This window comes from Rhizobium sp. S96, from assembly GCF_030382195.1.
In the GTDB taxonomy this organism is placed as follows: Bacteria; Pseudomonadota; Alphaproteobacteria; order Rhizobiales; family Rhizobiaceae; genus Rhizobium.
On record NZ_JAUDRY010000003.1, the window covers coordinates 175,881 to 202,862 of the forward strand.

The window sequence follows — 26,982 nt, forward strand, 5'->3', positions numbered from 1 at the left end:
GTGAGCCCCTATGCTGGGATGCCGAAAATGTAATAGCGGATCTTGGTTGCGGCGCAGGTCACCGCCTCTGTCGTCGTCGTGCCGCTGCTGCTGGAGCCGCTTTCCCAGTAGTATCGATGCGGCAGACCTCGAAACGTGAAGAAGCGGATCCGGTTGGCCGTGAACTGGCAGTATGTCGTCGTTCCCGAAGTGTATCGAGTGATCACACCGGTCGCGACGTTGTTGATGAAGCCCGCCGCAACGACCGGCTGTCTGATGCGCTTTCCTGTGGCGGTACGGTCGGTACTGCCCACAAGGGTATCGTTCGGCTCGCCGGCCGGGTGGATCGTGAAATACTTCACGAACGGAAAGAGGCCGGCGCTGTCGAAGGCGATATCGGTCGTCTGTGCACCCCCAGTGGGGATGTCAAATACGCCGGTCTTGATGATCTGCAGACATGGCCAGCGGCTATCGATGATCACATCGGCAAGGTTCGGTGGATTTGCAGCGCCAGGGCGAAGGAACTGAAAGACATCGACCCCGCCAATCGTGACTTGCCGGAACACCTTGTTCGATCCGGCTGAAGCCGCAGTGTTGTCCTGAGCGATGATCAGGAACCGAGCCCGACAGGACGAACCGCTGTTGCTGAAGACAAGCGTCGTGCCGGAAAAATAGTAGTTCGCCCCATAGTCGTCGTCGTCACTCGGAAGGGAGGCCGGAAACGTGATGGTCGAACCCTTGTACTGAATCACGTCGGCAATGAACTCGCCACTGACGTTGATACCGGCGAGCTTCGAAGAAAAGTCGTAGACTGTCGTTCCGGCTGGAAGCGCAATATCAGCTGCTGCGATGATCTTTGCCGGCCGGGTGGTGCTGTCAAAGGCGAGTTTGGACGCCGTCGCGGTGCGAACATCATACCCCGGCTTCGAAACTCGGCAGTAGTCCTTGGTAATCTGCACCTGCATTTGTCCAGCGACCGGAGCCAGCGGAGGATTCACGAAGGCTGTCTCGTCACCCGGAAGGTTCCAGACAAAAGCCTTCGGGTTGTTGCCGGAAGACGAATAGGCCGCAAGGCCGTAAGGGATTGCAACGTTGATTTCGTTGCCGGCTCCGGGGATGAAGTTGCGTACATACCCTTCATCCGACAAAGACGCGGTGTAATAGAGCGTGCCCGAACCGCCGGTGGTCTTACTGATCTTGCCGTGGATATACACGCCAGAGCTATTAACGCGCTTCACGTCGAAGACCGGCAGATCATAATCGAGGTCGCCCAGCGCCTCCCAGTACTCCTTCTTCCAGAAGCAAGAGACATTTCCCGTGTCGTAACCGATGCGAGCGCGCTGGAAGCTGTTCTTGTTGGTCCCGGATGGCAGGAATTGCGCCACGGTACCGTCTGCATAGTTCAGCTGATTGGCGCCGACGAATCGGATCTGCACATCCCATTTGCTGTTGAAATAGAACTTCGCATAGTCACTATCGGACGTGCTGTAGGGATTGTCGGCGTTGTCCTTCATGATTTTGATGCAGCCAACATTGGTGCTGTCAACACCGATCAGAAGACGCACCATCAGCTGTAGACCTCGATTGTTCCCGCAATGCCGTTGATCTGGAGCTTGTTGTTGTCGGAAATCCAAGCGCCACCGTAGATCGTTCCGATGCGAGCGACGTTGAGCTTCAGCTCTCCGGCCTCGACGACAAACGGCAGCGCAGCCTCATCCCCGGTCAACAACATGAACTGATCGACGTCGAAGGCGGCGCGGGATTTCAGAACGCCGCCTTCCGTATAGAGCTCGATAAAGAAGCCGCTCTCTTTCCAATCGTCACCAATCGCGCCCTTCAACAGGATCGCATAGCGAACATTGACACCTTCAGGGGCAGCCACCGCCTGAAACGCCACTAGGCCGTCGGCAAGATTTTCCCCAAATGCCGCGATCAACTCTTCGGTCTGCGCCACGACATTTGCGATGCTGGAGTTGAGCACAACGATTTCCTCGCTGAAGCTCGCCCCCTGCACCGAGAGCTTTCGACTGATCGACTGCGATACGCTGCTCGTGATCTGGTAATTCTGTTGGATCTGAGCCAGCAGGGATTCCGTACGACCAAGGCCGGCATAGAGATCACGAAAGACAGCAAGAACGTCTTCTTTCAGGTTCCCGAGACCGATTTCGAGATCCGCGTTGCCACCGTCCAGCGACGATACTGTGACCGAGTCCGTCCAGTTTGTCGGACGGTCGGCAGCCACCAGCTTATGGCGAAACTGATAGTCGGTCAGACTGAGAATACCCTCTTGGATGAAGGCGATGGTGCTCGACGTATCGACTGTTCGCGTGAACTTGTTGGTAGGCTCGGTCTTGATCCACCACTCTATCGTGACGCCTGTTACCGTTGCGTCCTCGACCGCCGCCCACGAGATCCGGAAGGCCGGATAGGATCGGCCGTCCGCACCAACACCAATGACCGGAATGACCGCAAAGTCCTGCAGCTCGTTAAGATATATCGGTTCCCCGTTCGGGATTGGGACCGTCGGCGGGATCACGCCCACCGCGTCGTAGATCGAGCCGTCCCGCTCCTGAAGCGATAATGAGACGTTGCGCGGACCGTCGCTGGTCAGCGCCTTGATGGAACGCGCCTGCACCATATAGACCCGCTCGCCATAACGAGCCGAGTCCCAGCGAACCCAATCGCCCGCCTTGATCGTCTGAAAACGCGGACGCAGGACGATATCGGCGGTAGCCTCAAAGCGGTTCTCATTGAAGTAGATCGAGGCCAGCTGATTGGCTTGACCCTTGTAACGAACCTGCGCGAAGTCGAGGTTGATATCACGCGTACGGCGATCGAGCGCGACATAAGAGGCGTCGGTTTGCGTATCGTATCCCGCCGGAGACCACATGTTCGACGGCTCTGGGTATGTGCCCGAAACCGCATTGACAAGATCCGACATAGACCGCCGGCGCTGGAACCGAACCGGCTCACTGATCACCAGGTCATCATCGGTAAAAGTCTCGACAATCGGCTGATCGGTTCCGATCAACGGCCAGGACCCATCAACGTCGTCGATGACGGCCCCGCCGCAAGCGGTCATGACCGCTTCGATATTGTCGCCGTGCTGGGCATCTGCATCAAACAAGATCGAGCAGCGGTAACGCTTCTCCCCGCCAGCATCCTCGTCGCAGATGTTCATAGCCGCGACATAGCGATCGAAAGGAAGGTCTGCCGCCTCCATTCCCATTCCGCAAAACAGATCATTATTGACGGAGAAGCCCCGACGATAATTGTATTCCTGCACGATCGGGTTTTCCGAGAACTCATAGGTCGAGTAATCATCCCATCGGTGCGAGCCGGAACCACCCACGGTGGAGTCCTTGCGAATATCATACAGACGGGCACCGCGGATCTCGAAGAAGAAGTCGGGGAACTGAGAAAGCTTGTCTTGACTGTAAGTCAGAGCAACCTTCACCCAACAAATGCCAGTCCCAATGTGATCAGCGGTCCAGCGTCCCGCCGGGTTCGAATGCGAAATCATGCCCGCATCCGCCGCAGTTTGTGTCCCGCTGTAGAATGTGAATTGCATGAGGCCGGCATAGGCGCCACTCGTGACACTGTAGACGGTCTTGACCGAATCCGATGAAACGACGCCTAGCGCCAGCCGCGACCCGCCGGCCCAGATCTTCGAGAGGCCGTCGCATGGAAAATCGGAAAGCACGTAGACCTGCTCTAGGTACTTATTCGAGCTGCCGTACGTATTGACATAGCAATCGTGGCCAGCCAGGCCTACGAGACCGCAAGCGACTTTCCGGCTAACGTTTTCACCATATTCGCGCTCGAATTCGACGCCGCCAATCTGTTTCTGGTTCTTCTTGGCCTGCCGCTGCTGAATCTTGCTGACGATGAGATTGAGGCCAATCCCGATGATGGCTTTACCGATAATACCGAGAGAACCGAAAAAGCCGCCAATGGCGCCGACGACTGGAGCGAGAAAGGGCATCAGGTCACCTTGAATGCATATGCGACGGATGAGTTTGGCAGGAACTCAACAGCCTCAGATCCGCGCGTCATGAAGCCAATCGAGGTGAACAGGCCGCCAGTAAGGACACCATCGCGATCAACCACGCCGATATCCCCGCGCTGCGCCATGCTGGGAGCGATTTCCGCAAACTTGGCAGCGAAGGCATCGCGAACCGTCTCGAAGCCATGCTGGCGCAGCTTCTTCGCCGCGCCGGCTTCCGTGCTGTAGCCGATGGCGGCGGCGTACATTCGATCGCCCGTGACAGCCTCGACCCCATCGTCTGCGATCAGATAGCAGTCTGACGTACCATAGATTGATGGCAACGCCTGATGCTTCGCCACAACCGCATTGAGGCGCTTCTCCCAGCCGGGAAGTCTAACCATGTCGATTACAGTCCCTTAAAACCTATGGCACGCGCTGCGCCGGCGGCTGCACTCTTCGCCGTATTGACGGCAGAGCCGACCGCCTTGCCCCATGCGATATCAACGCGGCCAGCGGTTGCCGCATGTTCGAAGAACCTATCGCCGGGGTCGCGGCGCTGCTGATCGGCGACTGTTCGCTTCCGGCCGTTCTGCCTTGAGTAGTCAAGCTGCCGACCCTCGCACCGAGCGGTCAGGAAATAGCCGCGTGTCTCGTCGACGTTGTGCTCGATCACATCGAGGTAGCCGCGAGCGACTGCCTCGACCTGGATCAGTGCCATTGTGTCCGGATGGAAATGGGCATCGTAGACAACGACTGGCCGATCTCGATAGTCCTCGCTTTCGATCTGGGTGAGGATCGCCGGCGTGAGACCGAAATCCTTGCTCTCCGCGAGGGTCAGCGTAAACCCGCCATCCGCCGCCGTCCCGGTCCCGCCGCCGATATCAGAAACCTCAATCAAACCGAAGGGCTGGTAAGTGACGCCGGCATAGGTCAGGGGCTCGCGTCTGGCTATGAATCCGTAGAGGCCAGACCCGAGCTGGATGCGGACCATCTGACGTGTAGAGATGCGCCCCGCATCGTAAAGAGCTTTGACTTCCGTCGAGAGGGTCATTGGCTTTCCGTCAGCTGGAACGAAACCGTGTAAAACCGCCCGTCACGCGGAGCTTGGAAGCTACCCGGAACCGAACGCATCACCAGCGCAGGCTTTGCAAAGCGGACAACCGCACCAGGCTGGGCCACCGTATCGAAGGGCGGAGGTTCGACCGTGATCGTCCGTGTCGCACCTGAACCGGCGATCTCAGTCGTACGGCCGACATAATAGCGACCCGCGCGTTCCAGGCCGATCCGATCCCCAATAACCAGAGACAAGGCCGCATCGACGCTATTGATGGAGAGAACGTTGCCTCCAGAGACAGACACCAGGTTGCCAGCATCATTCGCAGGGGCCTGGGCATTGACGTGGTTTAGCGGGTAGCAAGCCCACGGATGGCGAAAGAGAACGGTCCGCAGTCCTCCTCGGAGCGAGAGCCACCATGCTTCCACTACCGCATATTCGGACGGCAGGAGCGGACCAGTAGTCATTTTCGCTTCCCAGACGGGATCTTCCACCTGGGTATAATTGATAAGCCGTGCCCCTGAGGGCGAGGCTTTTGTCGCGTCATTCAGTATGAGATCCGCTGTCGCGTAGCGCACATCGGGCAACTCACGGGGGAATGCAATTGCCATCAGAGTATGCGCCTCTTTTGAGCGTTTTTCACGGCATCCACGACCGTTCCGGGGATCTCGGCTCTCATACGAGCGAGCTCCTTTCGCAGGGCAGCAAGCTCAGAGGCATCCGCCCCATCGGCGTTCAGCACCGGCGCGAAGCTAAAACTGAAACCGCCTCCCGGCGCCGTTGAAGGAGATGGGGCAGACACCAAGCCTCCCTTGGCTAGGCGCAGCATCCGTCCACTGTTGATGGCATCGAGAAGATCCCGATGCTTTCTGGTCGCGGCTGCATTGACGACGTATTCGCCGTCAGACAGACGGGCGGGAATGCTATCGCTCGTTCCCGTTCCGGGACCGCGTATGTGCCCACCGCTTGCAGCCTTCACCGTTCCGCCTGAAAGGCTGGAAAACAGACCGGAAAACCAGTTGTTACTACCGCCCGCCCCAAAGAGGCTGTCCAGAGCGCCGTCGAGGAGCTTGTCGCCAAGCTTCTGCAACGCGCCACTCAACGCATCGATCGCGGACTTACCTTCGATCAAGTCTTGGATGAAACCCTTAGTGGCATCCTTACTAAGGTCGCGCCACTCTTCCATGCTTTGCCGCAGGCGATCCTGCGATTCATGCAGCTGGTTCGAGTTCACCACGGCTTGCGCGGAATTGTTGGCGAGAAGCAACATCGCCTCCGCTTGCGCTTTCGCCTTCGGTGAAAGGCCATCGAACTGGCCGCTCAGCAGTTGCTGAACGTCGGTAAGCTCCTTCCCCGCAGCGGTCCCGGCCGCCTGGGCTGCTGAAAGAAGATCCTGCGCCGTTGCTGCACGCTCGGACGCAAACCCATAATCATTGATGTAGGGGTTGAGCGAGGACTGCGCAGCGGTTTCCGCATTGAGCGCGGCCGTCCGCTCGGTGATCTGCTTGACGCTGCGCTCGTACTCGTCGAGCCTGGCGCGCTTGGTCTTGCCCGCCCCGTCCGTCGACAACGGTTTGTACTTGCTATCGTCGATATCCACCGTCGGCTTCTTGTAGCCGGCCGGAAGGTTGGGCCCTTGCAGGGGAGCTATGCGACCCTTCTTGTTTCCATTCTGGCCGAGTACGCTGTTCTTGATCGCCTCAGACGTTAGGGCGCCAGCCTGCTGGATTTGACTTTCAAACGCTTCGTTGATGCGATCAGTGATATTTGCGGTGCTGGTAATAGTCAGGGCACCGCCGAAGTAGCTCTTTGAACCGCCTTCCGTCACACCTGGCAGCATATTGACGATGCTGCGCCCAATGCCGTCGAAACCACTAATCTCCGAGAGCTTTGAAAGGAAGTTCTCGGAGGAAGCCCGAGCCTCTTGCAACGCGCCCACAACCGCGCCGATCTGTGTTATCAGCTGATCGAAGTTGACATTGTCGATTTCGCTAGCAATGCCGCCGATAGCGTTGCCTACGGTCTCTGCGGCCTTCGAATTCTCGTTGAATTTGGATGTCGCATTGATCAGCGCGTTGCGCAGGTCCGTAAAGCGTTGCTCGATTGTCTTGGTGCTTCCGGCCAGCTTATCGTCGAGAACGTATGAGCCCGCCTCGATCCCGTCGAAGAACGCCTTGTTCGAAATCTTGCCGCTCTTCACCAACTGCGTGAGCTTGGAGACGGAGCCTTCGGCCTGCTTGATCCCTGCAGCCGCTGCCTGAAGAAGGCCTGGCATGCCATCGATCAGCGAATTCCACTCTTCAGCCTGAATCTTGTTGCTGCCCAGCGCCTGGGCCAGCTGCATCAAGGCACCACTTGCCTCCTGCGCGTTGGAGCCAGACAACCGAAGCGACTTGCCGACGTTGTCGGTCAAGCCGACGAGCTGATCACTGGAGACGCCCAGCTCCTTCTGAACGAGAGATACACGGCTATAGAGCTGCACCAGACTCTCGATCGGAGCGGAATTCTTCTGTGCTGACGCAAAGAGGCGGTCATAGGTCCGCGTCAGGTCATCACCCGAAAGCCCCGCGACCTTGAGAGCGTTTGTGATGTTCGTCGCAGAATCGGAGAGCGATTGGAAACCCTTTGCCCCGCCAATGACGGCGAAAGCCTTGGCAATGTCACCCCCCGTCGCCGCAAAGCGAGAGGTGATCGCCTTGTTCATCTTCGTGAAGCGGGTCTCAATATCCTTGGCCCGACGGTTCGCTACGCCATTGGCGCGGTTGAGCGCGTTCTCAAAGGCCCTCGTTCTGGCTTCCAGCGCGACGACAAGTTTTTCGATGTCAGCCAAGAGAACCTCGGTAGCTCAGGTTTTAGAACCCGACGATGCCCAATTCAGCTAGGCGGTCGCCATTCATCGGTGCGCTGGCATCGGCGCTGTCGCCATTTGCCAACCTCAGGCCTTCCAATGCACAGGAAAACTCCCAGAGCGTCATTTCTCCGACGTCGCGGTGGAGGATTCCGGCCCACTGGTAGATCGATGAGAAGCGCCATTTTCCTCGCGGTCGCGGGTTTGGGTCTTCTCCTCCCCCGCTTTCGGCTCCCCCGGCGTATCGTCATCCACGCCGAAAAGAGATGCCATCAGTACCATCCGGGCCGTCATGACGGACATCGTAAGCGGAAGGTCCTCGACGTGCTTCTGCACCAACACGCGAGCGTCAGCCTTCGACATCCCGCCACCCTCAAGACCGAGGCGAATAGGCTCAATGACGTCATCGACCATCCACCGGCCATCGGACAGACGCTGCAGGATATGCTGCGGACCAGCGTCGCACTTCACCTGCAAGGCGCGAAGGAGTGCTATGTTAAGCAGGAAGGCGTGCTCGCCGCCTTCCCACGTGATGTCGGTGCCTCGCATCAGGGCGCTTCCACCTTGGCAGTGCGTGTCGGAACGCCGTCAAACTGGATTTCGATGCTGGCGGTGACAGCCTGGCCCTTCTCGACCTCATTGCCGAGCGAGGTGAGGTAGGCTCCGCCGGTCTCATATTCCGTGTCTCCAACTGCCGCATTGGCATGATAAAGACGGACGTTCTTCTTCGCGCCCGAATACCACCAGTCGAGCATCATCTCGTGGCTCTGGCTTGCCCAGGTGCCGGTAGCGGTCATCGACACTTCCGACGATTCAACCGACTTTTTCACTTCGAGCGGCAGGCTCTCGTCTTCGCAATCCCGCGGCGTCGAGCTGCTTTGTAGGTTGGTCTGTCGGCTGATGCCGCGAGAAGTGATGCCGCAGATCTTAGCAAAGGTTCCAGGGGTGGCAGTCTCAAGTTCGAGAACGAAGTCCTGAAACTCCGCGCTGACGGGCTTAACCATTGTGCTCTCCATAAGCAAAGGCCCAAACGGGCGTGATGGGCATCAGCCCGGTTGACGTTAGGATTTCTTGTTTGCGCGCTTCGCCACGTCTCGACGAGGAGCGGGAACCTCGGTTGCCCAACCCCTACCAACGCAGTACGCGATGAAATCCTTGGGGCGGCACTGTGGATCGGAGGATGCCTTGGCATTGAAGGAGTAGATGCTCGTTTTCGACCGGCGCCAGTTGCTTTCGACGTGAAAGATTGCCCAAGCCATCACTCTGCCTCCTCGATAATGGCGCGCACCCGAACGACGCCGTGGCTCGTGAGCCCGTCTGGATCGCGGAAAACCTGCGTGAACGGCACTGACAGGCTGACCAGAGCGTTCTGAGCTAGCGAGTGGGTTCCGCGCAGCGCCTTGCGAGCAGCACCGACGATCCGTCTGCAGGAAACATCGAGGTCCGACTTACGGCTCCAGCAATCGAGCTGGAAGTTGTACTCCCCGCTCAGGATGCAGTCGGAGCTATCGTCTGACGCATCGGACGGCCCAAAGCTGATGTAGGCCTCTTTCGACCCGAAAGGTTTCTCAGGAACCCTGTCATACACGCCGGATATCAGGGCCATGAGAGGTGAGAAGCCGGTCAACGACGAATAGAGGAGCCTCTGCAGTTCTTCCTCTGGGCTCATGCAACCGCCTCTTTGATAGCTTTTCTGATGTTGCGGGTGACGCGTCCCTTCACGCGGCGCTTAACCAGGCGCCAACCAGGGAAGAAGAAAGGCTGAGCGGGGGCGCCGGGATTATGCGAACCTGCGTACAGGCCTTTATTGATGTGCGGCTGGGTGCCGAACTCGACGAAGCGAGCGTAGAATGCGCCGCCACCGCCCGCGTAAATCGTGATCCGCATCGAGTCTGAGGATCGCTTCGAGCTGCGCGCGAGGACCAAGGCTCCTTTCGGAGCATCGCCCCAGGTCCACGCGATGCTGTCTCTCAGCTCGCCGCTATCGACCGCTACGAGGCTCTTCATCGTTTCGACGACTTCGTTCGCGCTTTGCTCCATCGCATCGCGCACCCGCTTTTTAACGGTGTCGGGAATGCGGCGCGTCAGCTTCAGTCGAAGCCGGTCCAGCCCGGTGACGGTCATCCTTCAGCAACACCGCTTTGGCAAAGGAAATCGATCCATGCCCGATCTGGGGTGATGGTGATATCCCTGATATTGAAGATCCGCCCGTCGCGATTGTCGCGGATGCGCCAGTCGGAAGTGACCGATTTCGACTGAGACGATGCACGGACAAACACAACAAGGGTATGCTGCCCCTGTAAACGGCTGGCGATCACCGCCTCACCGCCACGCATGTCTATGTAGCCAGCGCGAGACTGAAAACGCTCGACCCAGCCAGACGACACGTTGCCAGCGCCATCATCGAGATCCTGCCTCTCTTCGAACGCCACTGCGAAATACAGTTTCCCTGCGGAGCGCTTCTCGGCCATTGCCTCACACCCTCAGCCAGCGGTAGGGGTCGATCAGTAGCCGGCTCGACCTAGGTAATCCGTCTAAACCACCTCTATCTTCGTAAAGCGAGGCGACGTACATCATCGCTGCAACCTTGAAGACTTGTTCAGTCCCAACAGGCACGAGCGAAATGTTGCAATACTGAAGAACGGCGGATTCCGCAGCATTCATATACGCTTGTATAGTCACGTCGTCGTCATCGGTGTCGACGCGCAAATGCTCCTTCACTTCAGCGAGCGTGTAGAGCGGGCCAGTGGAGAGGACGACGACGTTTCCCATAGCGCGGACTTCCTTACTTATCTTCGCCGTTTTCAGGCTTGTAGCCGAGTGCCTTGGCGGCGGCCTCAGAGCCGGAGAGAGATGGGTCATTGAAATCGATCCGGTTCTGCTCTTCGGTGGTGTTGGCGCGGGGATCCGCATCAACAGCCGGATGTGACGGATCGACGTCAGCAACAGCCTGGATCGGCGCACCCGAAGGATCAAACTCCGTGGCAGGCGCGACACTTCCCGTTGGGGCGTTAGGATCGATCGTCTCGACCGTTTTAGCCTTCTTCGTAACCATGATGATGCCTCCTGGTTGATGATTGGAACGCGGGAGGCGAAAACCGCCTCCCGTATTGCTTCAGGTCGACTAGGGGTTCACTGCGACTTTAAGGGCGCGCATAGGCTCCGGATTGTGGACGCCGCCGCCAACGCGCTTGGTCGTATAGAAATGCACGAACGGCTTGTTGGTGAAGGGATCACGAAGGACACGGATGCCGACGCGATCGACAACGAGGTAGGTCGCATCCATGTCGCCGTAGAGTGCTGCGATGTTGTTCGCCGCCACGCCCGGCATATCGGGAACCTCGACGATCGTCTCGCCTGCGAGGGTGGCCGGCTGGCCAGCGGCATAGGACGGCTGCCACAGGTAATTGTTCTGACCGTCCTTCAGCTTGCGCATGGACGACTGAGCCAGGCGGTTGGCATAAAGCTTGGCATTCGACCGATACGCAGCCGGCAGGCTGTAGAACAGGTCAATGAAGCCATCCGAGGTGAATGCGGCGGCCGCGCCGCTGTTGACCACCTGGATTGCGCCCCACGGATGCTTCGCCGCGTTTGCGGCGCCGGTCACATAGGTGAGGATGCCGAATGGCTTGTTCGCGCCATCGCCGGAGATAAAGGCGATGCCCTCTTGGCGGGCAAACTCGGTATCGACTTCGTCGGCAAGCCACTGTTCGAGGTTGATCGCCGCGTCGTCAAGAAGCTGCTGCGAAATCGCTGGATTGGCGTAAATTTCGCCGGGAACGAAATCCAAGGTGCCGATCTGCGGGGTTGAGGTGGCAGGGCGAGACGCCGTTTCGCCAACCCAGCCGGAGCCGATTGCCCGGTCGTTGAACAGCTTCTTGAAGCCGGCGCCAGTGATAGAGATCACACGGGCGTTGGCGCGGATAGGCGAGATTTCCTTCAACTTGTTGGTGATGGTGCGATCCCACTCCACAGGAGCGAGGTAGCCTCCATCGGCGTCGGTCCCCTTTGTCATCGCGGCCTGGACATCACCCTTTCGCATGTGAGCCTTGAAGGCATTTACATATTCGGGGTCGGCCTGGAGGTCGCCGATGACCGCACCACCGAGGTTAGCGGCAGCTACCTTGGCATTGAGGTCGTCGATTGCCTTCTGGAAGTTGCCGACTGCGGCGTCGATGCGGTCGACCTTCTCGCTCACAACGACGTCGGCCTTCGCGCTCAGCTTATCATCGTGAGCCTTCTTGAATTCCTCGAATGCCGTCTGGAGAGCGGAAATCATTGCCTTCGGGTCGTTTGCGTCGGCACGAATGCCAAGGCCCGTGACAGCGCGAGGTGTAGAGAGCGCCGTCGCAGCAATGAGGGCGGCGCTGGGAGAAACGTGCTTCATTTGAAGCTTCCTTCTGTTTCAGGATTTAAGGGTGGAAAGCAAACCGGTAAGACCGGCCCAGTCTTCGCCAGCGCCGGGCGTGGCTTCAGAGGCAGCGCCGGGCGTGCCTTTGATCTTGTTGATGCGCGCACGAGCGTCCGAGCGCGAGCTGCCGGCCGATACCAACGACAACTCAAGTGCGCGCAATTCATTGATGTCGATGTCGCGGGATTTTGCCTCCTCGTCGACCTTCATGGTATCTGCCGCGAGCAGCGCATCGGCGAAACCTCGCTCGATAGCCTGAGATCCCGACATGTATGTTTCAGCATCCATCCATTTCGCGACGTCCTTTGCATCGCGGCCGGTCTTAGCAGCGTAGAGGTCAACCATCGCCTGGTCGAACGGTGCCAACCAATCAGACGTTTCCGCCATGTCGTGACGGTTTCCGATCGCAATGACCCAGCAATTATGGATCATCAGGAATGACGCGGCGCCGATCTCGACGCGATCGCCAGCCATCGCGATGATCGAGGCAGCGGAGGCCGCCATACCCATGACCTTGACGGTGATGTCCTGCGGATGTTCGCGAAGGACATTGTAGATCGCGATCCCCTCGAACATGTCGCCGCCAGGGCTGTTGATCTGCACCTCGACGGGCCGATCACCAATCGCACGGAGCTGTGCGGCGATACGCTTCGCCGTTATCCCGCCACCACTCCAGTAATCCTCGCCGATAACGTCAAACATGGTGATGACGTTGTCACCCTGCTCGATTGCGCGAATGCCGGAAGCATCGGCCGCCCACTTGTCTAGCACCGACGATTTCGTCAGGGCGCAGACGTCGCGGTTGGCGGGCAGAGGAAGCGCACCGTGACGGGCCTTCGCGAAAACGATCGAGCGACGATCAGACGTCATTGCCATTTCCTTTCGGGGTGCTTGCCTGAGCGCTCATTGCGCCCTTACTGACTTCATTGCCGCCATCCGTGGCCGGCATATCGGCGAGATCGCGCACTTCGTTCTGCGACATCCAACCGGGGGCGCCGCCTGCTCCAAGAGCCTTGGAGAAAAAGTCTGCCTGGTCTTTCATAGAGCCGCGCAGCAGAGCGCCGGCATTGTATTTTGCGGAGAACCGATCCTTCTCATCATCGTCGAGGAGAGATCGCTCCACCGACTGCTCCCAAGCTGTAAACCAAGGACCGAGCGCGTACTGGACGAAGAAACGACCGAGGGCCTCAATGCCAGATCCCCAGCTGGTTTCGTCGACCATGAGCAGCGGTCTCGGCACACCAGTGACGCGGGCAATTTCTTCCACCTGAAGTTTTCGGATCTCGGTAAGCTGGGCATCACGAGCGTTACCGCCGGGCACTTCGAAGCCCATCCCTTCCTCAAGGATAAGGTTTTTCCCCGCATTATCGGCGCCCTCTTTCTCGGCCAGACTGGCTCTCAAACGCTCGAAAGCCGGGTCGGAAAGCTTTCCAGGGTGCCTTAAAACGCCGCCGATGAAGGTGCCGTTCTTGAAGAGCCGGCCGGCAGCAAGTTCAGCCGAAAGCGCTATCCCGATTGCGTCTCTCGCCTGTTTGACGAGCGAAATGCCGCGCAGCCCGTCAAGAGAGAGGCCGCGAAGATGAAAGACGTCTCGGCTAGACAGCAGTTGGGTCAGCCCGTTTTTCGGTTGATACCTATAGGTGACGGACCAGTCGCCGTTCTGGACCGGCGTGACCATCGTCGGGTCGAGAGGTATCAGCTGGCTGACAACGCGGCGCCCTAGGCGCACACTGTAGGAGCGAACGATCCGTGCGTAGCCATCACCGTTCGCGAGCGCCCGCAGCTGCATGAGAGAGCGAAAGTCAAATGCGGTTTGCCATCCATTCGGCTCGCGATGCATCAGCCGGTAGATGGGATGGTCGGCCGCCTTCTCCTTCGTATCGTTGTCGATCAACTGGAAAGGCAGCATCCCGATAGCATACGAGATCAAGCTGAAAGCACGAAACAGCGAGGTATTGCGCATCGCCGTATCAACGGACACAGCCACACCGGAATGACTTTCGAAGCCGAAACGCAGGAACTCAACGAGCCGAGGATCATCCAGTGAGTAAATCTGGACACTGTCGCCCACAGCATCAGCACGAACGCTGCCAGTGTCTGTCTTCTTTGAGCGGAACCGATCCCAGACCTTCACGTCATACCATCCTTATTCCGCGTTCTTCGTAGACGGAGATGCCTACCGCTTCGGGGTTCTGGAACATCAGCATCGCTGCATTGAAGAGAGCCATAAGCATGTCTATCTTCGCCGCGCCCGACACTTCCTTCGTCACGACATAGTTGCTGCCGCGAAGCGTTTGCTTGGCATTGCCGACTGACCACGCCATCATCGGCTGGTCACCGTGGAGGAAACGTCCATCCTCCAATTTCAGAGGAACCGACGAGATCGCGGTCTGCAGTTTCCAACCCTGCCCAATGGCTTGAACGAGGGGCTGCTCAAGGCCTACGGCTTCGAGGGCGTCGAGAAGCAATGCGATCCCAGCACTGTCCAGACCAATCCCATTCTGCTCGGGCAATAGCCCGCTCTCGAACACGCGGAGACAGATTTCCGCCGCAGATGTAGCCTGCTCTTCGCCAGAGCGAGCGATTTCGAGATCGCCATCTTCTTCGAAGCCGCGCAGGCGAGGCGCAATGCTCTTGCGCTGCTCGAAAACCGTCTTCCGAGCCCACGCTCTTCCCCAGCCGAGCCAACGTTTTGTGTACTTCTCACGCCCCAGGACATAGAGAGCGGCCAAGTCATCCGCTCCGCCCCAGTCAATGCCGATGGTGCAAACCTCGGAGCGCTTCAGCAAGGCATCGAGGCTGGACAGTTTCGCATCAATGCAGCTCTGCCAATGCAGCGCGCCGGACCAACCATCACCACCAAGGCCGACACCGATTTCGATGTTGAGATGCTGACTGGCCCATATCTGCTCGGCCTCCTTCGAGACCTTGCCGTTGTTTTCATAGTCGTCGATCAGTGCCTGAGGGTCGATCGAGCGACCCATGTTCGGAAGGATCAAGCCCCAGTTTTTCGGGTTGCGCCAAAACTCTTGATCGAGCTGCTTTTCGACGGGATACTCATAGAGAACCGGCAACATGATCGGCGATCGGCCACCCTTTCCATCGCGGATCTTGCGAGCTTTATCCAGCTCAGTGCGCCAAATGCCTGCCGGCGGCTCGTCCGACTGCGTGGTTATCATCAACAGCCGGCCTCGCTGCTTAGTGATGCCGCCGCCTCGAATTTGCTGCATCACCGCCGCAGCCTTGGCCTTTTTTCCGAGCTCGTGCACCTCGTCGATAATCGTCATGATCGGGATCTCTCCCGTGACGATCGAGGTGTCGAATGTCTTGACGTCCAGAGACGTGCCCGTCTTGTAGCGAGTGATCGTCTTCGTGTGATCCTGAACCTTGAAGATCGTCTCAAGCTTAGGATCGAGGCGGATCATGCCCTGCGCCTGGTCAAAACAGCGCTCGGAAATGTTTTGGCTGGGACCAACCAGCAGCATTTGGCGATTAGGCGCCTCGATGATGTACAAGGCCGTGAGTGCCAGACCGGCAACATACGTTGTCTTCGAGTTCTTCTTCGGGACCATGCAAAGCAGCTCCCAGACCGTTGGGAGCAACGTTTCCGGGTCTTCGCTGGCGAGGAAGACCGCCAACATGTCGCGAAACCAATCGCCGCACGCCTCCACCAGGGGAGGATTGCCGGGCACATCCGGCAAGCGAAGCCGATTAAAGAACGCGATCGCCTTTCCGGCTTTGATCTTATCATATGGCACATCAGCCATTGGCGTCTGGCCGGCGAGCAACTTGTCCCACCAGTCGGGGCAAGCGAAGCGAGGCAGATCCTCCTCAGTGTCGTGCATTCTGTGAAGCTTCCTGCTCCAGCTCCGCCATTAGATCCGCATCAGCATCCCGCGCGCGGATCTCGTCGAGCTGCTTTTTGCCGAGCCGCTCTGATGGAGACGGCTTTTCGTCCTTCTTGGGCGCGGAACCGAGTTCCCGCTCAACTTCCATCCGATCGTTGCGCTCTAACAGTCGACCGAATTCTTTGAAGGCGCCGACATTGCCGCCCTCGGCAAGTTCCCACGCCAGCTCAAGTCGCCTTGCGTCCATCTGGTCGCGAGCTGCATCACGGGCTTTTAGCTCGTGAAAATAATTCTTCCGCAAAGTGGGCAACGAGATCGCCAAGGCGTTGGCGATCCGTGGGTTTGCCCATCCGAGAGCTACTAACATCTTGACTCTATTGCGAGTTTTCGGAGTCACCTCGTGAGACGGTCGACCGACCCCTCTTCGGGCGTCTACAACCGGGTTGCCGAAGAGGTCGATTTCCTGATGCACGAGAAAAAAATCTCCAAATGAGAGGGACGCGGGTCTAGGCGATCGAGGCCTTTCAGACTTTCGACCCACCCCCCTTGGGAGGCTCAGGGCCGTCCTTCGTCGATGAGCTTCGCCTCGATCTTCACGGCACTGATCATGCCTGCGAGAGCTATCAGACGACCTACCATCCACATGCGGATGCCAAAGGCACGAGGCATGCGAATTGAGATCGTAAGGTTCTCCGTCAACTCGTTACAATCAAGCTTCACTTCCGCCATCAAATCACCAACGAGCCTGAGCCCGCTCCTCTTTCTGCTTCTGACTGTCGTGGTAAGCCTTGCTCACCGTCTGCAGGTTGTTGATGTCCCAAAACAGTTGCTCATCGCCGTGGTGCGGCTTGATGTGGTCGGCGACTGGACTGTTGTCCGCAGGATATGTCCCGATGCAGAGAACGCCTGTCTGCTTGCAGGTGTAGTGATCACGCACAAGCGCCGCTTGTCGGAGCTTCTGCCACCTCGCGGTCTTGTACCATTGGCGCCAAGCCTGAGACTGGTCTCGATCGCGATGGCGTTGCGCTTCGGCTTCCTGCCGTGTTGCTGGCGCTATCGGTGACAGCCGCGAGCCAAGGGCTGAGAGACGCGGCTTAAGAGAAGTGAGCTTGCCCATATCCCTAGATGCAATAAAGGCGACCTTTCGGCCGCCTCAGTATCAATCTCATAGCTGTAGCACTGGCCTTGAATCGGTGCCTCGTATGCGAGGCCGTCAAGGCTGGGGTCGGGGCTATATCCCTGAGGCTTGGCGCCTGCTCTGCCCGATATCGCGTATCGGGGATCGGAGGGTTAGCTTGTCCGGCTCATCCAGTGCGACAATTGCTGTCATGACTTTTTCAGAAACGCAAGTGGCATGCTCTCGATCTCGAAGGCCTTCCCCATGACATCAATGACAACCTTCGCACGAGCCTGCCGGCACCACTTCACCGCGACGACAACGCACGTGAATCCAGCGAATGGGCCAAACGTTATATGAGCGACATCACCGTCCTTCATCGTCTTATCGGTTGCGATGCGTGGAACGTCACCAGAGACGCTAAGTGATTTGAAAAGCTCAACATCTTCGTTTCTGATGACGTGGTATCCGTCCGATCCGCCGACGATATCGACCACGTATTTGCTGCTGCGCAGCCCATGGAATGCCTCTGGAGACGGAACGCAACGCACCAAGATGTAGGACGGGAATAGTGGCCTCAGGCTCTCAATTCCCTTGCCTTTGTGAACCCGAACGACTGTTTCCACCGGCATGAACACTTCGACTTTCGCATCCTGCAAGAACTTTTCCACAGCGTATTCCCGACCGCTCTCCACCCTCAGGCAGTACCATTTCGCCATTTTCGGCTTCCTTTCGATCAATTCCTTGGATGCAGCCCGCAGCTTTGCTGCTGCGATTCGTGCGATTCGGTCTGCCCTCGTCGACCGCTGATAGGCGCGATCGCGCTCGATCAACGACAGTTCGGCTTCCATCATTGGGCGGTACTTGATCTTCTTTCCGGTGATTTTAGGCTGCATCGTCATTGTCCCGCTCCATACCGATTGCATTCTTGAAGTCGCTCAGCGCATGCTCGCAGGCCTCGTCGATATCCTCGATATCAGGTGACAGCCTGGGGAACTGCATCCACTCCAACCCGTCAGGAGCGGGCAGCCATGGCCAGCAACGAGCGTGGTGTAGACGCTTCCATGCCTCCCACACCTCGCCCCCGACCTTCACCTTGTCGAAACCTTGGGATGCATCGACGATGCGTTGCGGGACGTTGAACTTGCGGCGCTGGACGGTCGTCTCGATCAGGCGAACAGCCTCAGGCCATCCCTGCTTTTCTCGTTTGTCACGCCAGATCAGATCGCGCTTTTCCGGCTTATCACGGACAATCACCTCTTCCAGGATCGTCAGCTGCAGGTATCGTTCCGGCCTCATCAGTTCAGCGAGAAGAAGGCCGCGACCGGCTCTCGAATAGGCGGAGTAGGCTTCCGGCGCGGCCGAAGCCGCTGCTGCAGTCGTTTCCTGCAGCTTTTCCCAACGCTCCTCCCTGAGATACGTGGCAGCCGAGCAGAGGTGCTTCCTGCCCGTCGACAATGCCGCCGCCTGATAGTCCGCAGACTTCGCTTCGGCCTTCGCCCGCTTCTCAGCCGACAACATCAGCCAGACACGCCGTGCATCCGGTTCGCTGTCGCTGATCGCCGTCTTCCAACCGTGGAAGAACCGCTTGAAGCCACGCTCGATCACCGCAGGATCTTCTTCCTGATTTTCAGATCCGCGCTCGCGCTCTCTCTCTTCTCGTTTATCAGGAGGCGTTAAGGTAGAGGCGTTAATAGGTGCCGGTCCAGAACCGGCAGGGGGTGCCGACTCTGGATCGGCAGGGGGTGCCGGTATACCGGCAGGGGGTGCATCGGAACCGAAGTCGGAAGTAGGATCAAATTCCTTTTCATCCTCCGCGTCCCATGCATCAAACGCAGAGCTTTCGACCTTGGAATCGTAGATCACCCGATACCAATGCGCACTGTCGCGGCCACTTGAACTGACGACCTCGCGACGCTCCAGCGCGCCGATATCGACGAGCCGGTTGATGGCCGCTTGGACGGTCGAGCGCGAGCAGTCCAGTGCCTTTGCAAGCTGCACTTGGCTGCGCCGGCACCAGCCGTGGCGCGTGTTGGCATTGCGGCCGAGCATGCAGAGAACCTGCAGATCCTTGCCTTTCAGGCGCGGGTCTGTAACGATCCACCCCGGAATGATGGAAAGGCGTGGCTCGCTCATGCGGCCACCTGCCCGGAGGCCAAGCCGCCCCACTGATCGCCGAAGGCATCGGCAATCCCCTGAAACGTCTCAGAGCGCATTTTCCACCGATCCGGCCCCGGAGAGGCGCGGTGGACCTTTGACCATCGCTTGTGCTCATCCGTCCCTTTCGCAGGCGGCACAAGCTTGTTCGTCGGCACCAACAACGGCAAGCCGCGAAGATAGAGCGACGTCGCCTTGAACGCAGGATCTCCGAACCACCATGGCTGCACCGTCTGCGCCGGAGGTTGATAATCGCGTATCAGCTCCTTGGCGTACTTGTGCATGATCGGATTCTCGACGCACACGCGCTCGATCGGCGCGTTCCAGCAGTCGGAGAACAGCGATGCGCCGTCTTCGAGATCACTCCACATTTCCTGCTTGGTGCGACCAGGCGGCGGCGTTGTCAGCCATCGTACACCCGAGTTGCAAAGTCGGGTGCATGGCGGATGCATGACCGCCAACAGGTCCCACCCGTCTCCAAGCAGATCGCGAACATCGCAGACGATATGGCGGTTGCTGCCATCATCGGCAGGAAGCAGGTCGCATGACCACGCATCATGGCCGCGATCGGCAAAGGCACGCCGCACGCGCCCTGACGTTTCGCAGCCGACCAGAACCCTCATTGGCTTCATTCCGCCCCCTCGGTGCCCGCACGCACCGCCGCTCGTAGATCTTGCGCCGCCAGCTCGACGGTCAGTTCGATTGTCTGTGGATACCTGCCGTCTGGCAGTCGTCGTGCGTCGCCTCTCGCAAGCAGCGCGTCGAGATAACCGACACCCGCCAGCAGCCCAGCCTTCTGCAGGAGGCGACGGATCGTCATGTGCTCGCGATAAACGAGGTTTTGCGGGCATGCGAAAAGCCAGTCCGCCCGCGCCGCGTGCGATTGGGCGTCCGCGAGGATTTCGACGATAGGAAGCATCCCGCTCACGCCGCCACCTCGTCGAGTGCCTGCCCAGACCGCAGCGCCTTGACACCTTCGACGGCGCCAACCGTGGCGATCATGTTCAATCCCTTGGCAGACGGCAGCCAAGTGCCATCACCAGAGGGCTCGATCAAACCGTTAGAGCAAAAAGCATCGATCAGCGCAGCCGCAACGCTCGTCCGCAGCCCCACGCCCTGCCGGAACCTCACCACGTCAAATGGCTCCAGATGCTTCATCCAGAGAATACCGCGCGTGAACTCCTCTTCGATCCGCTCATCGAGCGTCTTGCGCGGCGTGACGCGTTCACAGTCCTCGTCGCCGCCGTCCGCGAAGATCATCGGGCCGACATGTCCGCCAGCACCCGGTGCCAGAACATCGACCGACTGATAGTGTTGCCAATCGACCCGGATCACCTCAAAGGCGCCATTCCCGCGACCGTATGACCAGTCTTCGTTCCGCTCCCAAACAAACCAGGCGGTATTCATCTGGCTGCTCGCCTTTGGTCCATCCCACCCGTCTCGGTGCATCATCGGCAGGCGTCGCGAGAACACGTAAACGCGGCTCGGCGGATTCTCCTGCATGACGAACAGACGATCAGGATCTTCAAAGCCGCACATGAAGTTGAGGTTCAGCAGCGCCGCCATCTTGCGCGGCCGGTGAACCCTCAAGGCGTGCGCCAGAAAGGCATTCGCAACATCGCCATAAGGCGGGTTGGTGACGATATCCATTCCGACCGTGTCACCCGGCTCAGACAGGAGGAAATCACCGACCTGTTGCAACTCGCCGTGGCGCGTTGACACCTCGCGATCGCGCAAGTCTGAGATGACCGCGTCATAGCCCGCATTTTCCATGACGCGGAGGATTGCCCCGCGCCCCACAGCGGGCTCCTTGACGGTGGCGGAAAAGCTTTCGAGCGCGAGAAGCGTTCGCGTCGCTTCAGCTGGCGTCTCGTACAACTGATCGCCACGCTCTTCCTTCGTTGCGGATTTCGTACCGATCGCGTGTCCGGCTTCCTTTTTCAGTACCGTCCGGTTCGGCTCAAGTCCTTCGGCGAGCCGCGCCTCGACAACACGTTCGATGAATTCCGGCTCAGCCCGCACGGCGTTTCGTAGCTGCCGCGCGACATGCAGCTGCTGCCGATCGACTCCGACCTCGTCGAGAGTAAAACTGTTTTCGGCGATAACGGTTTTCGGGCGGCCGCCTTTGGAGATCTCCCCCTTTGCTTGCGCCTCATCCACCGCATCCGCCATGGCCACGTAGCAAAGGCTCTCGATTTTGAGAGCTTCTGCCTGCATTCGTCTGGCCTTTTCGACCAGTTCACGCGAGGCCTTGACCCTGATCGCGTACGTCACCGCCGCTTTCGCCTGCTCATAAAGGCCGCTGGACAGCAGTTTCGCGGAGGCGTAGTCGCCATCGTCGAGCAGCCCACGGCAATACTCCAGCGAGGCGATCAGATCCGATCCGCCGCTCGCCGCCGCCTGCAGTTGCGCGACCGTCGTTTCGGCGGAGACCTTGCCTGCCGAAATGGTAACGCGGATCTCATCATCTTGAGGCTCATACGACCAGCCTGCGAATGCCGCCTTCGCCTTCTCCGTCGCGAACCAGAGGTCCGACCGGGCCTTGTCCCGCGACAGGAACCCTTTGCCATTGAGCGCCCGTGCCGCGATGACCTCCCGCTGCGGGCCCGTCACGACGCTGAAACCATTGGCCTCATCGAGCGCCGCATGCATCAATCTGGCCTGCGCCGGCCCGAGCTTGGGGAAGTCCATCACTCCGCCCTCATCAGCTTGTCGAGAAAGGCTTCGCCCTTCTCAGTGAGCGAAACGAGGTGCGGATCGTCGTTGACTTGCACCAGGTATCCACCCGCGAGCGTGTCGTCGAGGCCGCGCCGATCGATGTCGAGTGCTAGAGGATAGGCTCGACCATTCTGCCGAGCGTGCAGGCGCGCGCGGTACAGAAGGCGGGTGCCGTAGCAGTTGAGACCGGGATCAGTGATCATCATTCGCCGACCACCTTCAAACCAGCCTTGACGCCACCGGTGGCCTTGACCACGGCCAACGCCTGGCGGAAGCGAGAAATACCGCGCTCGATCGAGGCGGCCTCACGATCCATCGAATGAGCCTCCGCAGGTGTGACAACACCGTCCGCCATGGCGGTCGCACCAGCCGCCATCAGCGAAGCCGCCTTCTGCATCAACTCTGAATAGGACGTCAGCACGTCGACATTCGCCTTGTGCTCTGCGTCCGGGTCGGAAAGCCGCCGCCCGCTCAGTTCCGCCATCGCTTGGGTCACGACGGGAAGGCCGCACTCACTTTCGAGAGCGTAGACGACCGACAAAGGCATCAAGTCCGTATCGCGTGCGTTGTTCATGCGCCCGATGTGGCTGGCCGAAACCGAGGAAATCTCCGCCGCACGGTCGATGCCGCCGACTATCTTGATGAGGTCACGCTGGGCAGCTTTGACGCGGTGAAACCAAGCTTCCGAAGACATGGCAAATCCTTTCCCGCGCCGGGAATTCCGTGCGGTTTTTCCCGTAGTGGGAATTGGTTCGAAATGTGAATGTCAGTCCGTCAGCAGATCACGGAGGACCGCATGCCCGCACAAACAGAAAAGAAAGCGCGCCGGACAGTAGAGGTCCGCCAGTCCGGCGCGAGGCAGCGCGGACAAAGCCGCGCGGGGAACAACGAGACATCATGCGGCCTCCTTGTGTGGCGCCGGGCGGGAAACGTCATCGGGCCAAGCCACATCATCAGGCCAATTGTCGGAAAACCATTGCATCGCCCTTTCGAACGTGCCGGTTGCCAGATCGCCACCGTTCGCAATGCCATCCAGCTTTGCCCCGCGATTGAAGACAATCGTAGACATGCGCTTTCGGCCGTAGCCTGAGGCGGCGGCGAAGGTGTCTGCAACAACGACAATTTGTTCTCGGAGCATCATGCTCGGCAAAATGCGGTCAAATGGCCGCATCTGTCAAGACTAAATAACCGCTTTCCAATAGTTGCTATGCGGCTGATAATCCGCACATGGAGAAACCAGTGACAGAAATCCTGAAGGAAATCATAGCTGCGAAGGGGCTTACGTGGGAAGCCGCGTCCGTCCAAAGCAATATGGAGCGGAGCTATTTCCGCAAGCTTTTCGAGCGCGGAGGCGCGTCCCCACGCGGCCAAACCCTTAAAAAGATCTCCGATGGCCTGGGCATTCCCATGTCAAAGCTCCTGAACGAGGCTGACGATTCGGAGACGACAACCCCACCACCAGCAGTCACGACAGACGTACGCCCCGCATCGGCAACGATGCCGCTACCCATGGAAATGATCAAGGACGTTCCGGTTATGGGCACCGCAGCGGGCTCCCACCTGCGCGGCGCGTTCCAGCTGTCAGCGGAACCAGTGGACTATGTAAGGCGCCCAATCACTTTGATGAAAGCAAGAAACGTGTATTCGCTCTACGTCGAAGGCAGTTCGATGGAGCCGCAATACAATCCAGGCGACCTCATATACGTGCACCCGGACAAACCACCGCGCTTTGGGGACGCCGTCGTCATACAATGCCAGCTTCAGGAGGGCATCTTTGAGGCAACGATCGGCATCTTGAGCAGACGAAGCGCCGACACCGTGACCATTCGAAAACACAATCCTTCCGCCGAGATCGACATACCTAAGGCGACGATCGCAGCGATTCACAAAGTGCTGTCAAACAACGAAATCTACGGCGTCTAGCGCTCCACAAACCGGTTGCATCCACTAAGCGGGCCGCGAATCACTTCGCCGCCCGCTTATTTTTTGTCCCGATTTTTCAACGACATCACAACGAATGCGGTTAAACAGCCGCACAGTCTGTTGACAGCGGTCATTTGTCCGCATTATTTTCCGCATTGTCCGGTTCATTCCTCCTCCCAAGCACCGGATCGCCGCGATGGCGCGCCGCTGCTCTCTCCTCCTCCCGAGCAGCGGCGAAATCGGGAGCAGATGGAGAACGACATGCAGAGCAACGAGCAGGTCACCGCAGCGGATCGTGAGGACCGCGACACAATGTTTCGCCTTTACCAGGAACGCGGCGCCATGACGGACATGGATCTTGTTCGCGCCGGCATCAGCCTTGAAAGCCAGGCACGCAACGCCCCGGCCGTGGCCGAGATGGTTCGCCTCGCCGAAATGGCGGTCGCAGCCTGATCCGATCCGGTTTCGGTTTCCGCTTGTCGCGCCACCCCTCGCGACAAGCGGGCTCCGAAACGGATGCGAAAGGGCTCCATCATGCAAACAGTTCGGACATTCAGTCCGGCAGCAAAAGAGCTGCCGGAGCCGGGTTCCCTTATCCTGCGCACAACGCCACTCCCGATCAAACACGACGGCGTTTACGCGTTCGCGTTGCTCATCATCCTCGCGATCGCCTTGCCGATGGCCTGCGGCCTGCAGGTGACACCATGAGCACGCCGACCTTGATCATTCTAGGCCTTGGTGCGGCCTTCTGCGCTGGCATTTTTTATGCCGTCGCAATCCTGTTCTGCAAGCTGCCGCGCCGCGTGCGCCAATTCTTCGAGACGCGCCGCCTGCGCAAGCTGCGGATCGACGACACATGGAACACCGCGCCGTGGAGGGACATGTGATGACCGTTATCCACCTCCCGCCGCGACTGACCGTCGTTCCATCACGTCCGGAACCGGAACTCACTATCGCCCACGCGCAGGGACTGCTGCGCAGCGCGATTGCCCACCTTCGTCACGCCGAAGAGCACGCGCTGGACGCAGCCTTTGGCAACGGCAGCCTTGAACAGGGCATTGATCTGGCCGTGATGGCCGCCGAAGGCGCCCTGCTCGACCTCCTGCTCTTGAGCGGCTGCAGCACCACCGACAGACCTTTGCGCCAGATCCTGCGGGAGCGCCAGGCAGAACGGGAGAACGGCTGATGAACCCCAAGCTCCCCGGAACCGCAGTGCTCAAGGCACACCTCTTGTCCGGCATGGACAAGAACCAGATTGCGGAGCGCTACGGCGTGCACCGCGACACCGTCACGTTGGCGCTCGAAAAGTACAAGCTCTCGTACCTGGTGCCAGCAAAGAGCGAAGGGCCGTCCCGCCGCATCACCAGGCATGCAGTCCGCGAAAGCATCATGCTGGAGAAAGACCGCATCGTGATCATCCGCGAAATGGTCGCCGGAGAGAACGGCGGGACCTCTCTTCGCTGCATGTCCCTGCCCCGCAATTCGATGCACGTCCACGCCCTGCGGGAGCGCGGCGCGCTTGTCGGAGTGCACTGATGCCGGTCAGCCAGGAGCAGTATGCACACCTGCAGGAAGCAGCACAGTTCGCGCTCGATTGCTGCGCGCCGCCCTTCAAGGTGTTTCTGCACGAACGCAAGGGTTTCGAGTTTCCCCTGTCGGACGACAAGGCCGTCGCCGCCGTGCTCCAGCTCCTGGCCATCCGCAACCGCGACGAGATCCGCACCGACGAGGCAGCCGCAGCCGAATGGCGCTCGCTTCGCACCGAGTTTCACCAATGGAGAGTTTCATGACCGATTTTGTGACCATCGAAGCAAAGGTCTTGGCGAAGGCGTTGAGATTTGCAAACTCAATCGTCGAGACACGGAACACAATTCCGATCCTAAATACCGTGCGGTTGAGCTATTGCCCAAAGGGCTTGACCATCGACGCGACCGATCTCGATCTGCAAGCCTCGATCGAGGTGGACGAGATCGACGGCTCAGGTGAGTGGGCTATATGTGTGTTAGCGCGAGATCTGGCAAAGGTCTCCATGGTTGCGGGAACGGTCCCGCTCCGCATCGAGCCATCATTCAGCTATCGCGACGATAGCACTAGCCATAAGTGGACGGGAAAAACCGCCGAAATCACGGCGGGCGATGCGGCATATAGCGTTCCGGCCATGGATGCCGCAGATTTTCCAGAGCTGCTAGGCGAGCGCATGCAGCGCATCGAGCGGTTCACCAATGGTCACTTTGCAGCAATGCTCAGGAAAGTCTCTCACTGCATTTCGACCGAGGAAACACGCTACTATCTGAACGGCATCAACTGGTCGGCAAAACCGCAGGGGAAGCGCTTCACCGCGACTGATGGGCATCGCCTCGCATCCTGCCGCTATGATGGCAACGAGAGCGGAGAGACCTTCTCCTATATCCTTCCCCGCAAGACGGTCAGCATCCTGATGGCCTTCCTAGACGGCGCCGACATCGAGGTATTCTCTATCGGCAAGGGCAATACCGTTGTCGAGACCATACTGGATATCCAAGCGCCGTCAGTCTCGATCAGGACCAAGCTTATCGATGGCACTTTCCCTGATTTCGATCGGGTCATTCCCAACAACGAAAATCATCGCCTCGATATCGCGCGGGAAGAGATGCTCACCGCCATCCGCCAGGCAACCGCGATAGGACCATCTCGCGGCCCGGCTGTGCGGTTGCGAGGCGTCGAAGGGCGCCTCCATGTGGAGACGAAAAATCCCGACGCCGGCAGCGCCAAGGTAGCCACATCAGCGGCATGGCCCGCTGGAATGCCAGAGATTGGCTTCAATGGTCGCTACATGGCCGAAATGGTCAGGAGCTGCCAGGGAGAGATCCACTTCGGCATGACGGAGGCCAATGCTCCCATCACGCTTTCCGACGACGATAAGGATGTCATCCGCGTCGTCATGCCGATGAGGGTTTAGC

The 26,982-nt window shown here is 58.9% G+C and carries 35 protein-coding genes; 9 read left to right on the plus strand and 26 right to left on the minus strand.

What is annotated here, in order from left to right:
* Window positions 1-8: 8 nt before the first annotated feature.
* The 18 genes from QTL94_RS01800 to QTL94_RS01885 all read right to left on the minus strand — a co-directional run bounded on the left by QTL94_RS01800 (window position 9) and on the right by QTL94_RS01885 (window position 16,450).
* Window positions 9-1,547, minus strand: coding sequence for a hypothetical protein (locus QTL94_RS01800; RefSeq protein ID WP_289800380.1), 1,539 nt, complete (start codon window positions 1,545-1,547; stop codon window positions 9-11).
* The gene (locus QTL94_RS01805; RefSeq protein WP_289800381.1) at window positions 1,547-3,964 is read right to left on the minus strand and encodes a phage tail protein; all 2,418 of its coding nucleotides are present in this window, start codon (window positions 3,962-3,964) and stop codon (window positions 1,547-1,549) included. The genes QTL94_RS01800 and QTL94_RS01805 overlap by 1 nt, the downstream gene beginning before the upstream one ends.
* Window positions 3,964-4,368, minus strand: coding sequence for a DUF6950 family protein (locus QTL94_RS01810; RefSeq protein ID WP_289800382.1), 405 nt, complete (start codon window positions 4,366-4,368; stop codon window positions 3,964-3,966). Before QTL94_RS01810 ends, QTL94_RS01805 begins: the two co-directional genes overlap by 1 nt.
* Window positions 4,369-4,373: 5 nt before the next feature.
* Window positions 4,374-5,018 carry a DUF2163 domain-containing protein gene (locus QTL94_RS01815; protein ID WP_289800383.1) on the minus strand — a complete coding sequence of 215 codons (645 nt, stop codon included), beginning with the start codon at window positions 5,016-5,018 and terminating at the stop codon, window positions 4,374-4,376.
* Window positions 5,015-5,632, minus strand: a complete 618-nt coding sequence (locus QTL94_RS01820) for a hypothetical protein (RefSeq protein WP_289800384.1) — start codon at window positions 5,630-5,632, stop codon at window positions 5,015-5,017. The genes QTL94_RS01815 and QTL94_RS01820 overlap by 4 nt, the downstream gene beginning before the upstream one ends.
* Window positions 5,632-7,851, minus strand: a complete 2,220-nt coding sequence (locus QTL94_RS01825) for a tape measure protein (RefSeq protein WP_289800385.1) — start codon at window positions 7,849-7,851, stop codon at window positions 5,632-5,634. Before QTL94_RS01825 ends, QTL94_RS01820 begins: the two co-directional genes overlap by 1 nt.
* Before the next feature lie 141 nt (window positions 7,852-7,992).
* A complete protein-coding gene (locus QTL94_RS01830) occupies window positions 7,993-8,418 on the minus strand; it encodes a gene transfer agent family protein (RefSeq protein ID WP_289800386.1) in 426 nt (141 codons plus the stop codon).
* Entirely contained in the window at window positions 8,418-8,873 is a 456-nt protein-coding gene (locus QTL94_RS01835; RefSeq protein WP_289800387.1) for a phage tail tube protein, read from the minus strand. Before QTL94_RS01835 ends, QTL94_RS01830 begins: the two co-directional genes overlap by 1 nt.
* A 254-nt stretch (window positions 8,874-9,127) precedes the next feature.
* Window positions 9,128-9,538, minus strand: coding sequence for a DUF3168 domain-containing protein (locus tag QTL94_RS01840; RefSeq protein ID WP_289800388.1), 411 nt, complete (start codon window positions 9,536-9,538; stop codon window positions 9,128-9,130).
* Window positions 9,535-9,993: an HK97-gp10 family putative phage morphogenesis protein gene (locus QTL94_RS01845; RefSeq protein ID WP_289800389.1), complete on the minus strand. Its 459-nt coding sequence runs from the start codon at window positions 9,991-9,993 to the stop codon at window positions 9,535-9,537. Before QTL94_RS01845 ends, QTL94_RS01840 begins: the two co-directional genes overlap by 4 nt.
* The gene (locus QTL94_RS01850; RefSeq protein WP_289800390.1) at window positions 9,990-10,340 is read right to left on the minus strand and encodes a phage head closure protein; all 351 of its coding nucleotides are present in this window, start codon (window positions 10,338-10,340) and stop codon (window positions 9,990-9,992) included. The genes QTL94_RS01845 and QTL94_RS01850 overlap by 4 nt, the downstream gene beginning before the upstream one ends.
* Before the next feature lie 4 nt (window positions 10,341-10,344).
* Window positions 10,345-10,641 carry a head-tail connector protein gene (locus tag QTL94_RS01855; RefSeq protein WP_289800391.1) on the minus strand — a complete coding sequence of 99 codons (297 nt, stop codon included), beginning with the start codon at window positions 10,639-10,641 and terminating at the stop codon, window positions 10,345-10,347.
* Between the two features lie 13 nt (window positions 10,642-10,654).
* Window positions 10,655-10,924, minus strand: a complete 270-nt coding sequence (locus tag QTL94_RS01860; RefSeq protein WP_289800392.1) for a hypothetical protein — start codon at window positions 10,922-10,924, stop codon at window positions 10,655-10,657.
* 69 nt (window positions 10,925-10,993) lie between these two features.
* Window positions 10,994-12,256, minus strand: a complete 1,263-nt coding sequence (locus QTL94_RS01865; protein ID WP_289800393.1) for a phage major capsid protein — start codon at window positions 12,254-12,256, stop codon at window positions 10,994-10,996.
* 18 nt (window positions 12,257-12,274) lie between these two features.
* Window positions 12,275-13,150, minus strand: coding sequence for a head maturation protease, ClpP-related (locus QTL94_RS01870; protein ID WP_289800394.1), 876 nt, complete (start codon window positions 13,148-13,150; stop codon window positions 12,275-12,277).
* Complete coding sequence (locus QTL94_RS01875; protein ID WP_289800395.1) at window positions 13,140-14,414, minus strand: phage portal protein; 1,275 nt, start codon at window positions 14,412-14,414, stop codon at window positions 13,140-13,142. Before QTL94_RS01875 ends, QTL94_RS01870 begins: the two co-directional genes overlap by 11 nt.
* 1 nt (window position 14,415) lies before the next feature.
* Entirely contained in the window at window positions 14,416-16,068 is a 1,653-nt protein-coding gene (locus QTL94_RS01880; RefSeq protein ID WP_289800396.1) for a terminase large subunit domain-containing protein, read from the minus strand.
* Window positions 16,069-16,111: 43 nt separating this feature from the next.
* A complete protein-coding gene (locus QTL94_RS01885) occupies window positions 16,112-16,450 on the minus strand; it encodes a hypothetical protein (protein WP_289800397.1) in 339 nt (112 codons plus the stop codon).
* 345 nt (window positions 16,451-16,795) lie between these two features.
* Here QTL94_RS01885 and QTL94_RS01890 point away from each other — a divergent pair, with 345 nt between their 5' ends.
* Entirely contained in the window at window positions 16,796-17,191 is a 396-nt protein-coding gene (locus tag QTL94_RS01890; RefSeq protein WP_289800398.1) for a hypothetical protein, read from the plus strand.
* Between the two features lie 263 nt (window positions 17,192-17,454).
* On the opposite strand, the gene nusG is transcribed toward QTL94_RS01890, so the two are convergent.
* The 8 genes from nusG to QTL94_RS01930 form a co-directional block, all read right to left on the minus strand.
* Window positions 17,455-18,147, minus strand: coding sequence for a transcription termination/antitermination protein NusG (gene nusG, locus QTL94_RS01895; RefSeq protein WP_289800399.1), 693 nt, complete (start codon window positions 18,145-18,147; stop codon window positions 17,455-17,457).
* Window positions 18,131-19,381 (minus strand): helix-turn-helix domain-containing protein, encoded by a 1,251-nt coding sequence (locus QTL94_RS01900; protein ID WP_289800400.1) that lies wholly within the window; start codon window positions 19,379-19,381, stop codon window positions 18,131-18,133. The genes nusG and QTL94_RS01900 overlap by 17 nt, the downstream gene beginning before the upstream one ends.
* A complete protein-coding gene (locus QTL94_RS01905; RefSeq protein WP_502944100.1) occupies window positions 19,378-20,025 on the minus strand; it encodes a hypothetical protein in 648 nt (215 codons plus the stop codon). The genes QTL94_RS01900 and QTL94_RS01905 overlap by 4 nt, the downstream gene beginning before the upstream one ends.
* 5 nt (window positions 20,026-20,030) lie before the next feature.
* Window positions 20,031-20,321, minus strand: coding sequence for a hypothetical protein (locus tag QTL94_RS01910; RefSeq protein WP_289800761.1), 291 nt, complete (start codon window positions 20,319-20,321; stop codon window positions 20,031-20,033).
* A gap of 5 nt (window positions 20,322-20,326) precedes the next feature.
* On the minus strand, window positions 20,327-22,093 hold the full coding sequence (locus QTL94_RS01915; RefSeq protein ID WP_289800402.1) for an ATP-binding cassette domain-containing protein: 1,767 nt from the start codon (window positions 22,091-22,093) through the stop codon (window positions 20,327-20,329).
* Window positions 22,093-22,326: a hypothetical protein gene (locus QTL94_RS01920; protein ID WP_289800403.1), complete on the minus strand. Its 234-nt coding sequence runs from the start codon at window positions 22,324-22,326 to the stop codon at window positions 22,093-22,095. The genes QTL94_RS01915 and QTL94_RS01920 overlap by 1 nt, the downstream gene beginning before the upstream one ends.
* Entirely contained in the window at window positions 22,323-22,814 is a 492-nt protein-coding gene (locus QTL94_RS01925; protein WP_289800404.1) for a phage regulatory CII family protein, read from the minus strand. Before QTL94_RS01925 ends, QTL94_RS01920 begins: the two co-directional genes overlap by 4 nt.
* Window positions 22,815-23,015: 201 nt before the next feature.
* On the minus strand, window positions 23,016-23,189 hold the full coding sequence (locus QTL94_RS01930; RefSeq protein ID WP_289800405.1) for a hypothetical protein: 174 nt from the start codon (window positions 23,187-23,189) through the stop codon (window positions 23,016-23,018).
* Between the two features lie 170 nt (window positions 23,190-23,359).
* Here QTL94_RS01930 and QTL94_RS01935 point away from each other — a divergent pair, with 170 nt between their 5' ends.
* The 8 genes from QTL94_RS01935 (at window position 23,360) to dnaN (ending at window position 26,981) form a co-directional block, all read left to right on the plus strand.
* A complete protein-coding gene (locus tag QTL94_RS01935; protein ID WP_289800406.1) occupies window positions 23,360-24,043 on the plus strand; it encodes an XRE family transcriptional regulator in 684 nt (227 codons plus the stop codon).
* A gap of 261 nt (window positions 24,044-24,304) precedes the next feature.
* Window positions 24,305-24,496: a hypothetical protein gene (locus tag QTL94_RS01940; RefSeq protein WP_289800407.1), complete on the plus strand. Its 192-nt coding sequence runs from the start codon at window positions 24,305-24,307 to the stop codon at window positions 24,494-24,496.
* Between the two features lie 81 nt (window positions 24,497-24,577).
* On the plus strand, window positions 24,578-24,751 hold the full coding sequence (locus QTL94_RS01945) for a hypothetical protein (protein ID WP_289800408.1): 174 nt from the start codon (window positions 24,578-24,580) through the stop codon (window positions 24,749-24,751).
* Window positions 24,748-24,930: a hypothetical protein gene (locus tag QTL94_RS01950; protein WP_289800409.1), complete on the plus strand. Its 183-nt coding sequence runs from the start codon at window positions 24,748-24,750 to the stop codon at window positions 24,928-24,930. Before QTL94_RS01945 ends, QTL94_RS01950 begins: the two co-directional genes overlap by 4 nt.
* On the plus strand, window positions 24,930-25,229 hold the full coding sequence (locus QTL94_RS01955; RefSeq protein WP_289800410.1) for a hypothetical protein: 300 nt from the start codon (window positions 24,930-24,932) through the stop codon (window positions 25,227-25,229). The genes QTL94_RS01950 and QTL94_RS01955 overlap by 1 nt, the downstream gene beginning before the upstream one ends.
* The gene (locus tag QTL94_RS01960) at window positions 25,229-25,579 is read left to right on the plus strand and encodes a hypothetical protein (protein WP_289800411.1); all 351 of its coding nucleotides are present in this window, start codon (window positions 25,229-25,231) and stop codon (window positions 25,577-25,579) included. Before QTL94_RS01955 ends, QTL94_RS01960 begins: the two co-directional genes overlap by 1 nt.
* The gene (locus QTL94_RS01965) at window positions 25,579-25,833 is read left to right on the plus strand and encodes a hypothetical protein (protein WP_289800412.1); all 255 of its coding nucleotides are present in this window, start codon (window positions 25,579-25,581) and stop codon (window positions 25,831-25,833) included. The genes QTL94_RS01960 and QTL94_RS01965 overlap by 1 nt, the downstream gene beginning before the upstream one ends.
* Complete coding sequence (dnaN, locus tag QTL94_RS01970; protein WP_289800413.1) at window positions 25,830-26,981, plus strand: DNA polymerase III subunit beta; 1,152 nt, start codon at window positions 25,830-25,832, stop codon at window positions 26,979-26,981. The genes QTL94_RS01965 and dnaN overlap by 4 nt, the downstream gene beginning before the upstream one ends.
* Window position 26,982 lies beyond the last annotated feature (1 nt).